This window comes from Halarchaeum nitratireducens, from assembly GCF_014647155.1.
GTDB lineage: Archaea > Halobacteriota > Halobacteria > Halobacteriales > Halobacteriaceae > Halarchaeum > Halarchaeum nitratireducens.
In genome coordinates this window covers 233,703-247,830 of sequence record NZ_BMOQ01000002.1, presented here as the reverse complement: position 1 = coordinate 247,830, position 14,128 = coordinate 233,703, and the positions used below count along the sequence as shown (strand labels likewise).

The 14,128-nt window shown below is 70.2% G+C and carries 10 protein-coding genes; 4 read left to right on the top strand and 6 right to left on the bottom strand.

Annotated features, from left to right (window positions below; genetic code table 11):
• Positions 1-324: 324 nt before the first annotated feature.
• Positions 325-1,179, bottom strand: a complete 855-nt coding sequence (locus IEX91_RS03550; protein ID WP_229772775.1) for a coenzyme F420-0:L-glutamate ligase — start codon at positions 1,177-1,179, stop codon at positions 325-327.
• 450 nt (positions 1,180-1,629) lie between these two features.
• On the opposite strand from IEX91_RS03550, the gene IEX91_RS03545 reads away from it, so the two are divergent.
• Positions 1,630-3,060 carry a twin-arginine translocation signal domain-containing protein gene (locus IEX91_RS03545; RefSeq protein ID WP_188877140.1) on the top strand — a complete coding sequence of 477 codons (1,431 nt, stop codon included), beginning with the start codon at positions 1,630-1,632 and terminating at the stop codon, positions 3,058-3,060.
• A 65-nt stretch (positions 3,061-3,125) separates the two neighbouring features.
• Here the strand turns inward: IEX91_RS03545 and IEX91_RS03540 are convergent, their stop codons facing one another.
• Complete coding sequence (locus tag IEX91_RS03540; protein WP_188877139.1) at positions 3,126-4,544, bottom strand: sugar transferase; 1,419 nt, start codon at positions 4,542-4,544, stop codon at positions 3,126-3,128.
• Positions 4,545-4,756: 212 nt separating this feature from the next.
• Here IEX91_RS03540 and IEX91_RS03535 point away from each other — a divergent pair, with 212 nt between their 5' ends.
• From IEX91_RS03535 to IEX91_RS03525, 3 genes are read left to right on the top strand one after another with little or no spacing between them, the layout of a single operon-like run.
• The gene (locus tag IEX91_RS03535; protein ID WP_188877138.1) at positions 4,757-6,037 is read left to right on the top strand and encodes an extracellular solute-binding protein; all 1,281 of its coding nucleotides are present in this window, start codon (positions 4,757-4,759) and stop codon (positions 6,035-6,037) included.
• Between the two features lies 1 nt (position 6,038).
• Complete coding sequence (locus IEX91_RS03530; RefSeq protein WP_188877137.1) at positions 6,039-7,688, top strand: ABC transporter permease; 1,650 nt, start codon at positions 6,039-6,041, stop codon at positions 7,686-7,688.
• A gap of 3 nt (positions 7,689-7,691) precedes the next feature.
• Entirely contained in the window at positions 7,692-8,819 is a 1,128-nt protein-coding gene (locus IEX91_RS03525) for an ABC transporter ATP-binding protein (RefSeq protein ID WP_188877136.1), read from the top strand.
• Between the two features lie 162 nt (positions 8,820-8,981).
• Here the strand turns inward: IEX91_RS03525 and IEX91_RS03520 are convergent, their stop codons facing one another.
• The 4 genes from IEX91_RS03520 to IEX91_RS03505 all read right to left on the bottom strand — a co-directional run bounded on the left by IEX91_RS03520 (position 8,982) and on the right by IEX91_RS03505 (position 14,081).
• Complete coding sequence (locus tag IEX91_RS03520; protein WP_188877135.1) at positions 8,982-10,880, bottom strand: asparagine synthase-related protein; 1,899 nt, start codon at positions 10,878-10,880, stop codon at positions 8,982-8,984.
• A gap of 1 nt (position 10,881) precedes the next feature.
• Complete coding sequence (locus IEX91_RS03515) at positions 10,882-12,246, bottom strand: lysine N(6)-hydroxylase/L-ornithine N(5)-oxygenase family protein (RefSeq protein WP_188877134.1); 1,365 nt, start codon at positions 12,244-12,246, stop codon at positions 10,882-10,884.
• Entirely contained in the window at positions 12,239-12,820 is a 582-nt protein-coding gene (locus IEX91_RS03510; protein WP_188877133.1) for a GNAT family N-acetyltransferase, read from the bottom strand. The genes IEX91_RS03515 and IEX91_RS03510 overlap by 8 nt, the downstream gene beginning before the upstream one ends.
• A gap of 157 nt (positions 12,821-12,977) precedes the next feature.
• Positions 12,978-14,081: a DUF4330 domain-containing protein gene (locus IEX91_RS03505; RefSeq protein ID WP_188877132.1), complete on the bottom strand. Its 1,104-nt coding sequence runs from the start codon at positions 14,079-14,081 to the stop codon at positions 12,978-12,980.
• Positions 14,082-14,128 lie beyond the last annotated feature (47 nt).

Genomic DNA, 14,128 nt, shown 5'->3' with positions numbered 1-14,128 from the left:
GTTTTTTCCGTCGGGACAGCGTCTAGCTCACTGTCACGCCGATCGAGACGCCGACATCCGAGCGCGTTTGCTGACTTCGTCGCGGTATGCTGGTCGGTCGTCGCTCCCTCTCGGCCTTCGCGGCTGGTTCGCGGTCGCTCGTCGGTGTTCGTGATCTGGTGAGTGACGAGATCGACGTCCGAAACGGCCACAGCCTGTCGCACGCGCTCCTTTCGCACGGCGCACGGGTCGATTTCACGTGGATCCTATCGCGTGCGCTCTATGAACTTCCCGACCGTCGCGGCAATTCCGGTCACTGCGGGCGAGAACGAGCCCGACCCGATGTCAGAACCATTCCCGGGCCTTCAACCGAGCAGTCAACTCGATGCTCTTCCGGAGACCCCGCCGAACGATGCCGCTCGAGTTCGGGACGCCCTCGCCGTCCTCGTATTCGAGCCCGCGCACGATCACGACGGGAACCCGTTCGTCAGCCTGTCCGAATAGCAGCGCTGCCCCTGCCGTGAGCTCGTCGGCGACGAGATCGACACCGCCTATCTTCGGCTGGTCGTAGAGGTCCGCTCGCCCGAAGTTGGTGTCGATCGCTTCGATTCCGGAGCACCCGATGGCGAGATCCATCGATCCCGGACCGGCGATTTCCGAGTCAGACAGCACGACGGCGACGTCGGCTCCCGTTCGTGCCTCGATCTCCCCGCGGAGCCGGCGCGCGCTTTCGTCGGGATCCTTTGGAAGGAGGGTCATCTTTCCCTCCGGGCTGTTCGACCAGTCGACACCCGCGTTCGTGCAGAGTCGACCGTTACGTTCGGTCACGAGCATCGAGGGGACGTCGTCAAGCGCTTCTTGAGCGACGTCGGGATCCACGGCGTGTTCCAAGAGCAGGTCCTCACCGACCTCTGCGATCGGGATTGCACCGAGAACGTCGCTTTCCTCGTAGATGACCGCCACCTCACGCGGATCGATCCCGGTGATCTCGGCGACCCGTCGGTCGCGCTCGGTGACATCGACGTCATCGGCTTCGATGAGTCGCCCCTCGGCGAACGAAACGACTTTCGCGGTGATGACGATCACGTCGCCGTCCGACAGGGCGTACTCCTCGCCGGTCGTCGAGACGATTCGTTCGACGAGGTCGTCATTCGGGTCGACGCGTCCGATGTCCAATCCGTGAAAGGTCACTTCTGGCATCAGTGATAGATCCGGGGGCGACCTATTTCAGATATAATATTGTTCTCAGGTGATTGGACTCGAACGCGGGGACCATCTAGTGAAGCGAGTTCGAGCGGTGGGCGGTTCGTCGGCTGTTGTGTCTATACTCGATCGAGGACCGCTCGGAACGCCATCGGAGACGGCGGATCTCGAATGGCGGAGGCACGACGGCGCGACCGCTCGGACGGTCGTTCGCCGTCCGATCGCGCTTCCACACTCCCTCTCAGTCAGCGTCACAGCGCTCGTCGAGTCGGCCCGAGAGCATTTCGACGAACGCGACGACCCGATCGCTCCGTACACCGGCTCGACTAGACGGTGTCGTAAGTCATATACGGTGGCCACGACCATCGGATCCCAGATCGGGGTCTGCGGAACCACGCACCACGCGATCGTAACGCTTTAGTTATCTTTAGGCTAGCCTAAACACGTATGACACAGCGACGAACGTTCCTGAAGACCGTCGGGTTGGCAGCGGGGACGGCTCTCGCCGGGTACGGAGCGAGTGAATCGAACGCCGTCGGCGACGCGAGCGCGCAGGAGTCGAGCGGGGACGCGCCGCTCACCAGCGTCGAGCAGGCGGTGCCCTATCAGCGGAACGTCGAGGAGGTCAAGGGCCACCTCGAGGCGTCCGCGCATCTCCTCTCGGAGAGCGATGGCGCCGGGGACGCCGCGGACGGCGCGACCGCCGCGTTCCACGCGAAGCACGCCGGCGACTACTACAAGGACATCATCCCGCGGCTCCGCGACGCCGACTCGCAGCTCGCCCTCCAGCTGCGCGCCACGCTCGCGGACGTCCTGGAGCACTGTCGCTCGATGGACTCCGGTGCGTACGACGACTACGTCCACGACGACGTCTTCTCCCTGCTCGATCGGGCGTCCGCGGCGGTGATCTCGGAGGACCTCCGCGGGACGACGTCGTTCACCGGCCGCGTGATGAACGCGCTCGCGCGCCGTCTCAACGAGGAGTACTCGGTCGGCGTCGCCACCGACGGCGAGACGATCACGAACGCCGGCGAGTACTGGGACGCGTGGGGCTTCGCCGTCCGCATTCAGACGCTCTACGACGGCAACGAGTCGGCGTTCCTCAACGCGACGAGCGACGCCGTCTCCGCGATCCGCGGACAGGTCGAGGACACCGTCTCGAACATGGCCGTCCGTGAGACGACGCTCCAGCTCCGCGCGTCCGCGGAAGGCGCGCTCGGTCTCCCGAGCGCGAGCGTCGAGGGACGCGAGGACGCCCTCGATTACGCGCGAAACGTCGAGGAGGTCAAGGGGCACCTGCTCGCCGCGAGCGAACTCAAGCAGCTCGGCGACAGCTCCGGTACGGCGTTCCACGCCCGACACGCCCCCGACTACGCCATGACGGTGCTTCCGCCGCTCTACGCGTCCGACCCCGGCCTCGCGGGTGACGTCCTCACGCGCATGACGTCCGCGCTGGAGCGGGGCCACTCGCTCGGCGCCGACGCGTTCGACGACTACGCGACCGGCGAGACGTTCGACCTGCTCGACGACGCGATGGAAACCGCGGTCTCCGAGGAGTTCCGCGGGACGACGCCGTTCACCGCGTCGATCATCGTCGCGCTCGCCGGCCGCATCGAGGAGGAGTACAGCGCGGCCGTTCCCGAGGGAGAGGCCGTCGATCTCTACGGCGAGTACTGGGACGCCCGCGGGTTCCTCCGCCGCGTCGAGACCCACTACGCGGCCATCGAGTCCGACCTCGACGCCGAGACGCGGGACGCCGCCGGTACCGCGGTCGAGACGCTCCGGACGAACGTCGACACGGTGTCGACCGCCGACGAGCTCTCCGGGACGGTGAGCGACCTCGAATCCGCGCTCTCGTCGGTCGCCGGCGGGAACTGAGGCGTCGCGCTCTCGCTCTCGCTCTCGGGGAAACGACCGCCACCGACTCTCTTTTCGCGCCCGTCTCAGACGCCCCTCACGAGGGAGCCGACCTCGGTTGCGACCCGCCACAGCTGTCGCGCGACGATGGACGCGTCGAGCGCGAGCGAGCGTCGGCGGATGTACTCGACGTCGTAGCGCACCTTCTCCGCCGGCGTCTCGCTCGACACGTCGTGGAGCTGCGCGAGGCCGGTCAGGCCCGGCTTGACGAACCAGCGCTTGCGCCACGCACCGGTCTCCGCGAGGAGGAGTTCCTCCTCGGCCGTCCACGCCGCGCGCGGGCCGACGACGCTCATCCGCCCGCGCAGGACGGCCCAGAACTGCGGGAGCTCGTCGACGTGCGTCCGCCGCAACAGCCGCCCGACGCGGGTGACGCGGTCGTCGCCGGCGCCGGGGGTCGCGGACTCGCTCTCGGGGCGCATCGTTCGGAACTTGTAGACGTCGAAGGTGTCGCCGAACAGCGTCGTCCGCTCTTGCGCGTAGAAGACCGAGCCGCCGTCCTCGATCGTGATCGCCAGCGCGGCGAGGGCGAAGACGGGGAGCGTCGCGCAGAGGACGAGCGCGGCGAAACAGACGTCGAACGCGCGTTTGCCGACTCGGGCGCCGACGCCCCACGGTTCGAGGTCGATGCGGTCGAACCCGCCCCGGCGATCGGCGTCGCCTTCCTCCTCCGCGAGGAGGACGCCGCCGTGCTCGTCGGGAACGGAGACGTCGACGCCGTGCCGCCGGCAGACGTCGAGGATCCCGAAGAACTCCGCGCGGTCGGCGTGCGGGAGGGCGGGAACGACGGTGTCGACGTCCGCGTTCGCGAGCAGGTCGTCGAGTCGGGAGAGGCCGCCGAGGCGCTCGTGTTCGGCGAGCGTCGTCGCCACGGAGTCGTCGCCCCCGTCCGTGTCGACCTGTCCGTCGGCGGCCGGCCCGCTCGGCCACGAGACGGCGGACGCGTAGCCGACGACCGGGCGTGCGGTCGCCTCCAGCGCGGCCGAGATCTGTCGCGGGTCGGCGCCGACGACCAGCGTTCCCTCCGCTCGATTCCGCCCCCGGTCGAGGGCGACGAACCACGCGGGGAGGAGGACGGCGAGGACGGCGACCGTGCCGACGAGCGTGGTCCGGGGGAGTCGGTACGGGACGTCGAAGTAGCCGAGCGCCGCGAGCGAGAGGGCGACGGCGCCGAGCGCCCGCAGCGTCGCGGCGACGGTCTCGTGAGGGCGCCGCGCGCTCGGGTCCCGCAGCGCGTGGACGACGAGCACCGTGACGACGAGCGCCGCGCCGAGTCGCGCGAGGAGACCGACGCCGCCGAACGAGAGCGCGACGAAGCGCGATCCGGGGAGTCGGGCGAGGGCGGTCTGGGTCGGGGCGGCGTTGGCGATGAGAACCGCGAGCGCCGTGAGAAGCGTCGTCCCGACGATCCGGAGCGCCCGGCGTGTGTGTGTCGCGTCGTGCATCGGCGTTTCGTGTTCGCTCCGTTTAGGTAAACCTAAATTAAAAGCGTGCTGTTTCGCCTTCCGCGTCGGCGTCACTGACGCGCCCGCGCCCCCCGCGACGTGGGGCGGTCCGCCGGTCAGTCCGCGCTCGCCGCGGCGTCGTGAGTCGGGGCGCCCGGTCCTCGTGCCTCCAACTGGAAAGCTATTTTAGGCGACCCAAAACACATTACGACATGGATCACTCCACGCGAGACGGTATCGACGACGATCGGACCGGCCTCTCGCGGGCCCGCGACGCCGTCGGTGACCGGCGCTCGTTCCTGCAGGCCGTCGGGGCGAGCGCGGGCATCCTCGGCCTCGCCGGCTGTAGCGGCGGTGGTACTGACGGCGAGACGACGAGCGAGACGACCACCGACGGCGGCTCGTCGACGTCGACGTCGACGTCTACCGTCCCCGAGCCCAAGACGTACGCGGAGGACGAGCTATTCCACATGGACGAGTGGCGCGGTGACGGCCCGCAGGTCGGCGAGCGCCCCACCGAGTACACCGGGCTGTCGGTGCTCGACCTCCCCAACCTCCGCGGGGAGATCACGGTCTACCTCGGCGGCGGCGAGGGCGGTCTCTACGAGGACGCGATGCAGCGCATTCAGAACCTCTATCGGGACTTCACCGTCTACATCCGGACCGCGTCCTCCTCGCAGCTCGCGAACACGATCATCGAGGAGGCGAACGCCGGTCAGAGCCCCGCGGACGTCTTCTGGGCCATCGACGCCGGCTCGGTCGGGGTCGTCGCCGAGAACGGCGCGACGGTCACCCTCCCCGATCACGTCACGCAGTCCGTCGCGGACACCTACCACCCGACTGACGAGTGGGTCGGGATCATGGGTCGGGCGCGCTCGATCCCGTTCAACACGAACGAGTTCGACGCCGACGGGATCCCGGACAAGGTCGCGGCGTTCCCCGACGATCCGCGCTTCGAGGACGAGATGGGGTGGGCCCCGACCTACGGCGCCTTCCAGGCGTTCATCACCGCGATGCGCGAACTCAACGGCCGCGAGGCGACCAAGCAGTGGCTCGAAGCCATGCAGGACCACGGCGTCAGGAAGTACGGAAACGAGTTCCAGGTGGCGAACGCCGTCGCCTCGGGCGAGCTCTCCGCGGGCTTTTCGAATCACTACTACTCGCGGCTCGTCTACGAGGAGCGCCCCGACGCGCCGCTCGAACTCGCCTTCACGAACAGCGACGCCGGGGCGCTCGTCAACTGCTCGGGCGCGCAGGTGATCAAGAACAGCGCCGACCCCGAGACGGCCGCGAACTTCATCCACCACCTGCTCTCCATCGAGCTTCAGGAGTTCCTCGGAACCCGCGGCTTCGGTTACCCGCTGCTCTCCAGCGTACCGCCGGTCGGCAACCTCCCGACGATCGACCAGCTCAACCCGCCCGAACTCGACTTGAGCAAACTGGCGAACGTCGAGCCGACCCTCGACCTGCTCCGAGAGGTGGGCGCGCTGTAGGATGTCGGCCCTCGATCGGCTCGCGGCACCGTTCGCCCACGCCCGTTCTGGGGACTCCGACCTCCCCACCGGGCTCGTCCTCCTGAGCGGCGCGATCGCGGCGGCCGTACTGTCGCCGATCGCGTGGATCCTCCTCCGCGTCTTCGAGGCCGAGGGCGACGTTTCGCTGGTGACTCAACCCTCGACGTTCGCCACGAGCATCGCGCTCGTCGCGGTCGTCACCGGGGCGTCCGTCGTGATCGGCGTCCCGCTCGCGTTCCTCACCGTCCGGACGGACCTGCCGTTCCGGCGCTTCTGGACCATCGCGGTCGCGCTCCCGCTCGTCATCCCCAGCTACCTCGGGGCGTTCACGTACATCTCCGCGTTCGGCCCCAGCGGCTACATCGCCGGCGTGCTCGCGCCCCTCGGAATCGACTCCGTCCCCTCCGTCTACGGCTTCGGCGGCGTCGCCCTCGTCCTCACACTCTATACGTTCCCCTACGTGTTCATCACCACGCGGGCGTCGCTGCTCTCCTTCGACGAGTCGCTCGTCGAGGCCGCGCGTACCCTCGGCGTCTCGCGCTTGGAGGCCTTCCGACGCGTCACCCTCCCGCAGCTCGTCCCCGGGATCGCCTCCGGGGCGTTGCTCGTCGCGCTCTACGCGCTCTCGGACTTCGGGACGCCGAACCTCCTCCGTCTCGAAGTCCTCACGCAGGCTATCTGGGTGGACTTCAACGGATTCGGCCGCGAGACGGCCGCGATGCTGTCGCTCCAGCTCCTCACCATCACCGCGGTCATCCTCGCCGTCCAGTCCCGGGTCGGCGACTCCACGCAGGGGGCGTACGTCGGCACGCGCGCGAGCACGAGCAGCGACACGACCGTCGCGCTCGGCCGCTGGAAGGCCCCCGCGCTCGCCTTCTGCGCGACCGTCGTCACGATGTGCCTCGTCGTCCCCCTCGCCGTGCTGTTCGTCTGGTTCCGCCGCGGCGCCTCCGACGTCGGCCGGACGCGCCTCGTCTTCGAGTGGTCGTACGCGACCAACTCCGTGCTCGTCTCGGTGGCCGCGGCGGTCGTGTGCGCGCTGGCCGCGATCCCCGTCGCCTACCTCGCCGCCCGGCACCGCTCGACGATCGCGGAGGTGATCGATCGGGCCACCTACATCGGCTACGCGATGCCCGGGATCGTCCTCGGCCTCGCGCTCGTGTTCTTCGGCGTCTCCTACGGCGCCGCCGTCGACGACCTCTCGTCGGTCGTCGGGATCGCCTCGTACCTCCCGGCGCTCTATCAGACGCTCCCGCTGTTGATCTTCGCGTACGTCGTCCGTTTCCTCCCCCAGTCGGTCGGCGCCACCCGCTCGTCCGTGATGCGGGTCGATCGCGAACTCACGGAGGCCGCGCGCCTCCTCGGGCAGTCCTCGCTGGGGGCGTTCCGTCGGGTGGCGCTCCCCCTCATCGCCCCCGGCGTCCTCGCGGGCGCGGCGCTCGTCTTCCTCACGACGATGAAGGAGCTCCCGGCGACGCTGCTCCTCCAGCCGACGGGGTTCGACACCCTCGTCACCTACATCTGGGCGGTCCGTGAGTCCGGGAGCTACGGCGCGGCCGCGATCCCCGCGTTCGTCCTCATCGTCGTCTCCGCGCTCTCGATGGTCGTCATCCTCTCACAGGAGAAGTAATCCATGTCACGCACGACTCACCGACGCTCCGACGCATCGCCCACAGCGGACAGCGCCGACGCCGACGCCGAGACGGTGCTCGCGCTGTCCGGGATCACCAAGACGTACGGCCCCGAGACCGCCGTCGACGACCTCTCCATGTCCGTCGTCGACGGGGAGATCCTCGCGCTCCTCGGCCCCTCCGGCTGTGGGAAGACCACGACGCTCCGGATGATCGCGGGCCTCGAACGCGCCGACGCCGGCACGATCACCCTCGGCGACCGGACGCTCGCGGATCCCGACGCCGGCGCGTTCGTCCCGCCCGAGGAGCACGACATTGGGCTGGTGTTCCAGGACTTCGCGCTGTTCCCGCACCTGAACGCCGCCGAGAACGTCGCGTTCGGGATCGACGATCGGCCGGCCGAGGAGCGCGAGGCGCGCGTCGCGCAACTGCTCGAACTCGTCGGTCTCGACGACCACGCCGAGCACTACCCCGAAGAGCTCTCCGGCGGGCAGAAACAGCGGATCGCGCTCGCGCGATCGCTCGCCCCCGAACCGGACGTCCTCCTCCTCGACGAACCCCTCTCGAACCTCGACGTGGCGCTCCGCGTCTCGATGCGCGAGGAGATGCGTCGCATCATCGACGAGACCGGCGTCACTGCCATCTGGGTGACGCACGACCAGGAGGAGGCGCTCTCCATCGCCGACCGCGTCGGCGTGATGAACGACGGGCGCCTCCAGCAGATCGGTCGCCCCGAGCGCATCTTCGAGCGCCCGACGTCGCGCTTCGTCGCCTCTTTCCTCGGACAGGCCGGCTTCCTCACGGGCCGCGTCGACGGCGACGCCGTCGAGACCGACATCGGCCGCCTCGACGCCGCGCACTTCCCGGGTCTCGATCTCCCCGACGGCACGACGATCGACGTGCTCGTCCGCCCGGACGACCTCCAGGCCCGCCCCGCCGCGGACGAGGCGACCGCCGACGGCCGGCTCACGCAGCGCCAGTACCAGGGCCCCTCGTTCGTCTACCGCGTCGAGACGACCGAGGGAGACAGCATCCACTGCATGCACAACCACACGGAGCTCTTCGACGTCGGACGGCCCGTCACCGTCGACGTCGTCGCGGACCACCCGCTCCAGTGGTTCGAGCGCTGACGCACGCGACGCCACGCCGGTCGCGCTTCGCCTCTCCCTCCGACGCGCTCTCCCGCGCGTCGCGTCGTCCCCGCCTCGTCTCACCCGCGTCGCCCCCCCATCGCTCCCGCCTCATACGGCCCTCCCCCTCGCTCGCGCCGCCCCCGCGGATCGTCTGCTCCGCTATTCGCTGTCGTCTCCGACGAGTCGCGCCGCCAGCGGCGTCGCGGCGACCGTCAGGAGTCGGTAGAGCTCCTCGCCGGCGTCGATCTCGCCCGCGCGGTGGCGCCGGTACGTCTCCCACGCGGCGTCCCGATCGACGCCCGGGAGCGCGCGGACGACGTCGTCCGCCTCGCGGAGCGCGTCGCCGACGAAGTCGCGCTCGCGGAGCAGCGCGTCCTTGTCCTGCCACGGCCCCCACGTCCGGTACGAGTCGCGCCCGCCGCGGAGCTTGTCGAGGAGGCTCGACGCGGGCGCGGCGACGACGTGCGCGAGGTGCGGCGCGGTGAGCGGGAGCCGCGTGCTCGGGTGTGGGATCGCCGCCAGCTCCTCGTCGAGGCGTTCGAGCGCGAGCGCGACGAGGTCGTGCCGGAGGCGGTATCGCAGGGGGATCTCGAGGTGGAGGTCGACGAGTCGCCGGTCGAGGAAGGGGTTGCGCGTCGGCGCGATCTGGAGCGCGCTGTAGAGGTCGAAGCCGATGCCGTTCGTGATCGGGTAGTAGAACTCGCTCAGCGCGAGGCGCTCCACGTCCGGGTGGTCGACGCCGTGGTGATCGATCGACGCGATGCCCTCGCGGACGTTCTCGCGGACGAGCTGATCGAGCGGCGGCGCGTCGAGGTAGTCGGGATCGCGCGCCGGCTGCGAGGCCGCGTGGGCGGCGGCGTACTCCTCGACGGTCTCGGGGAGGTCGGTGATCGGGAGCGGGAGGCTCGCACCGTACGGCAGCGGGACCTCCGGCGAGGGGACGCTCCACGGCCCGAAGAGCGAGTCGCTGTAGAGACCGGTGAGCAGGACGTCGACGTCGGCGGCGAGCTCCGACGCGAACCCGAGCGCGTGGCCGGTGTTGAACGGGCCGATGAACTCTTGGATCGGCGCGGCGCGCTCCAAGAGCGTCTCGTGGTACGACGGCCCGCGGTCGAGGAGCGTGAACGGCGCGTCTCCGGTGTCCGCGATCCGCCGCGCGATCCGCGCCTCGCGGTTCCAGCCGTCGTTCATGTGGTAGGCGCGGATCGGCTCTCCGCCCCCGCTTCCGCCCGCCCGCTCGCGCCTGTCCCCGACCGCGCTCGCGTCCGCGCCCTCCCCCGCGGCCGCGAGCACCGCCCGCGAGTCGCTCCCGCCGCTCAGTAGCAGGCCCGCGGCCCGGTCGTCCGCCGTGCGGTCGGCGACGGCGGCCGCGAAGCGCTCGGCGAGTTCGTCCACGTAGTGCGAGAGCGGCCGGTCCACCGGGCGGTATCGTGGCGCCCAGTAGCGCCGCTCGTCGAGCCCGCCGTCGGCCGGGTCGTACGCGACGGTCGTCGCGGGCGCAAGCTGGTCGATCCCCGCGACCGGCGTCCGCGTGCCGAACGTTCGGCGCGCGTAGAGGTACTCGGCGAGGTAGTCGGGGGCGAAGGCGAACGCCGCGCCGTCGACTTCGGGGACGCTCTGGACGCTCGTCGAGAAGGCGAGCGCGTCGTCGCCGACGGCGTAGTAGAGCGGGTGCGCGCCGAGGCGATCCGTGAAGAGCGTGGCGCGTCCCGTCTCTGGATCGTAGCGGACGCCCGCGAACTCGCCGTCGAGACGGTCGGGGAACGACCGGCCGTGCGCGGCGGACTGCGCGGCGCAGACGCGCGCCGTCTCGCGCGGATCGACGCGCTCGCGCTCGTCGCCGTCCCCGACGCCGTACACCTCGCCCCAGACCCAGATCAGCGCGCCGTCGGGCGCGGTGACCGGCTGCTCGACGCTCGCGCCCCGGTGGAACGCGGTACGGACCGCGACGCCGTCGGCTCGGTGCGTCCCGCGGACCTCGTCGTCGACGGTGGCGGGGACGGTGTCGACCTCGGTCTCGGTGGCGCCCGCGCCGACGACGCCGGAGAGCCCGACCATGCTAATCGTCGGGATTCGGAGGGGCCGCGACGCGGCGGGCGCTCTCGCGGCGCGCGAGGTAGTCGTCGACCGAGAAGCTCTGGAAGACGTCGGCGAGCTCGGTCCCGTAGGGCGACGCCGCCAGCAGGCCGTCGAGGATGACCGCGTTCCGATACGGACCGAGGCCGAGATCGGGCGCGTTGATCCCGTGCGTGTGGATCTCGGCGTTCTGGACGTATATCTCACCCGGGAGGTCGTCGCCGCTGAGTCGGAAGTCGCGGGTGACGTCGAGTCGCCCCGCGTCGTCGCGTTCGAGGCGGTCGGCGAGTCCCGCGGCGAACGGCGGCTCGACGCGTTCGTACCCCGTGCCGAGCACGACGACGTCGCTCTCCTGCACGAAGCGCTCGCTCTCCTGCCACTGCTCGCAGAGGAGGGCGTAGCCGTCGCCGTCGGGCGCGGGCCCAATCTCCCGTACCTCGGTCGCGGCGAGCATCCCGACGTCGGGCTCTGCGGCGCCGATCGACCCCTCGTAGAGCAGGTCGTAGATCGCCGCGCTCGTCCGCTCGTCGATCCCCTTGTAGAGGAGGGTCTGTCCCTCGCGGAGCTCGTCCTTCGTCGCCTGATCGAGGTCGTAGAAGTAGTCGGTGTAGTCGGGCGTGTAGATCATGTGGCCGAGCTTGGCGTCGGCCATCTGGAAGAACCCGCGCGAGCGGGTGAGCCAGTCGAGCGCGTAGCCGTGCTCGGGCTGGCGTTCGAGGAGGTCGCGGACGACTTCCGCCGCGCTCTGCCCGGAGCCGACGACGGTGATCCGCTCGGCGTTGAGACACCGCTCGCGGTTCCCGAGGTAGCTCGCCGTGTGGAAGACGTCGTCGCCGCGGACGTCCGCGAATCGGTCCGGGACGCGCGGGCGCGTGCCGATGCCGACGACGACGTTCTCGGTCAGGTACGTCTCGCGCTCGCCCGTCTCGGGGTCGATCGCGGTGAGGCGATAGGCGTCCCCGTCGTCCTCGACGTCGATGGACGTGACGCGCCGGCGGAACCGGAGCGACGGGAGCTGTTCGGCCACCCATCGGCAGTAGGCGTTGTACTCGCGACGCGGGAGGAAGAACTCCTCGTAGAAGTAGAACTCGTAGAGGCGGTTCTCCGCGCGGAGGTAGTTGAGGTAACTGTACGGGCTCGTCGGGTCGACCATCGTGACGAGGTCCGCGAGGAACGGCACTTCGAGCGTCGTCCCCTCGATGAGCATGTCCTCGTGCCAGTCGAACGCGGCGCGCTGTTCGAGGAAGGCGGCGTCGCAGTCGGCTTCGACGTCGTCGAGGAGGGCGGCGAGCCCGAGGTTGAACGGACCGACGCCGACGCCGACGAGGTCGTACACGTCCTCACTCATCGGGCGCGGTCGTCTCGCGTTCCCGGACCATGAACTGGGCGGTCTTGTCGGGGAACTTGATCTCGCCGCGGCGCTCGAACCCCGCGGCCGCGAAGGCGCGGATCGCGCGCTCGTTGCGGGCGTCGGGCTCCGTGACGATCCGATCCGTCCGGGGGTGTTGGAACTGGAAGTCGACCATCGCGCGGATGAGCGGCGCGGCGTAGCCGCGGCCGAGGTACTCCGTCGGGCCGATGAGGAGGTGGATGCCCTGATCGGCCGGCTCGGCGTCGTAGTGGTCCGCGAGGCGGTCGTGGGCCGCCCAGTAGGACTCCCAGTAGCTCATCGGGACGTGGTCGCGGTAGCCGACGTAGAGCGTCTGGTGCTCGTCGGCGGCGCGCTCGCTGATCGTGTCCCGGACCACCGGCAGCGGGTCGTCCTGCTGCCAGTAGGGGAGCACGTGGTCGCTGTTCAACCACGCGTGCAGTCGACCGAGGTCCCGGTCGAGCGACACCTCCCGGAAGCCGAGTTCGGCACCGGACTCGGCGACCGTCCGATAGCTGTACGTCGACCCGACGGCCTCGCGCGGACAGGTCATATCGCGTCACCGCGGACACGTTCGCTCACCCGCCGCCCGCCGGTGTGACGGGTCGGTGTCGATCCTCCGTTCACGGTTCTCGATAGTATTTTTTAGGCGCACCTGAAAAGGGTTGCGCTCGGGCCGTGGGACCGACTACATCCGATCGTCGGGACGCCTACCCACGGATTCGCGTGACGGTGCCATCGACCGCGACCGTCCGGAAGTCGAGCGTCACGCGCGTTCCCTCACGGAGCGCGCGCGTGTGGAAGCGCAGACCGTCCGCCGTCGCGCGCGTTCGGAGGTCGACGGTGAGTTCGACGTCCACGTTCTCGGGGTGCTCTCGCTCGTAGATGTGGCCGTCGTCGCTCGTGAGCACCACCGTCGCGTTCTCCGTGCGGATGTCGGTGATCCGCGCCGTCGTCCGGCCGTCGCGGCGCTCGACCAACCCCGCCCGGAGGCCGTCCGCGACGGTCGGGGCGACGTCGGTGAGCGAGACGACGGCCGTCGTCGTCGTCGGCGACCCCGGCGGCGAGGCGTTCCCCCACCGCGCCACCGTCCCCGTCAGCGCGTACTGGTCCGTGTCGAAGCGGAGGGACTCGCCGACCTTCACGGGCGTCGCGCCGAAGTACGTGCTCCCGGAGCGATTCAGCGTGTGTACCCGCACGCCGAGCAGCGCCCGCCGGTCGCTCCCGTTCGCCACCGGGGCGGTCGTGACGCCCGTGACGCGCGCGGTCCGTCGGTCGTCGATTCGGGACGTGTCGCCGACCGAGACGGCGTCTGCGGTGGCCGGCGAGAGCGTCGCTTCGAGGAGGACGGGGAGCGAGCCGACGGGCAGCGTCTCGCCGTCCGCATCGACCCGGAGCACGTCGCCCGAGACGGCGTAGCTCGGCGTCTCGAAGGAGAGCGCGTCGCCGCGACGGAGCGGTTCGCCGTCGCGCTCGAAGACGCGGTCGTCCCCGTCGCCGGCCAGCGTCCCGTTCACGCGGACGCGGACGACGACGGACGCGTTCGCGCCGTCCGCGGCGGGCCCGACGTACGTGTCGGTGACGACGACGTCCCCGTCCGCGGAGCGATCGCCCGCTTCGATGCGCTCGGCCGCCGCGGGCGGTTGCGTACCGAGGTCGACGGTCGCGTAGCGCGTCGCCTGCTCGCCCCCACCGCCGAGCGGGACGAACGCGACGACGCCCGCGACGACCGCGGCGAGGACGACGAGGACGACGACGGCGTCGACGACGTTGACGCGGCCGAACAGCCGCCCGTCCTCATCGACAAGCCTCATGGTTCCCCCGGCCGAAACCCACCCAGACTGTGAACGCGTTCATGTGT

Coding starts and splice junctions, on each gene's coding strand:
- IEX91_RS03550 (WP_229772775.1), bottom strand. CDS start 1,179: ATGCCAGAAGTGACCTTTCACGGATTGGACATCGGACGCGTCGACCCG.
- IEX91_RS03545 (WP_188877140.1), top strand. CDS start 1,630: ATGACACAGCGACGAACGTTCCTGAAGACCGTCGGGTTGGCAGCGGGG.
- IEX91_RS03540 (WP_188877139.1), bottom strand. CDS start 4,544: ATGCACGACGCGACACACACACGCCGGGCGCTCCGGATCGTCGGGACG.
- IEX91_RS03535 (WP_188877138.1), top strand. CDS start 4,757: ATGGATCACTCCACGCGAGACGGTATCGACGACGATCGGACCGGCCTC.
- IEX91_RS03530 (WP_188877137.1), top strand. CDS start 6,039: ATGTCGGCCCTCGATCGGCTCGCGGCACCGTTCGCCCACGCCCGTTCT.
- IEX91_RS03525 (WP_188877136.1), top strand. CDS start 7,692: ATGTCACGCACGACTCACCGACGCTCCGACGCATCGCCCACAGCGGAC.
- IEX91_RS03520 (WP_188877135.1), bottom strand. CDS start 10,880: ATGGTCGGGCTCTCCGGCGTCGTCGGCGCGGGCGCCACCGAGACCGAG.
- IEX91_RS03515 (WP_188877134.1), bottom strand. CDS start 12,246: ATGAGTGAGGACGTGTACGACCTCGTCGGCGTCGGCGTCGGTCCGTTC.
- IEX91_RS03510 (WP_188877133.1), bottom strand. CDS start 12,820: ATGACCTGTCCGCGCGAGGCCGTCGGGTCGACGTACAGCTATCGGACG.
- IEX91_RS03505 (WP_188877132.1), bottom strand. CDS start 14,081: ATGAGGCTTGTCGATGAGGACGGGCGGCTGTTCGGCCGCGTCAACGTC.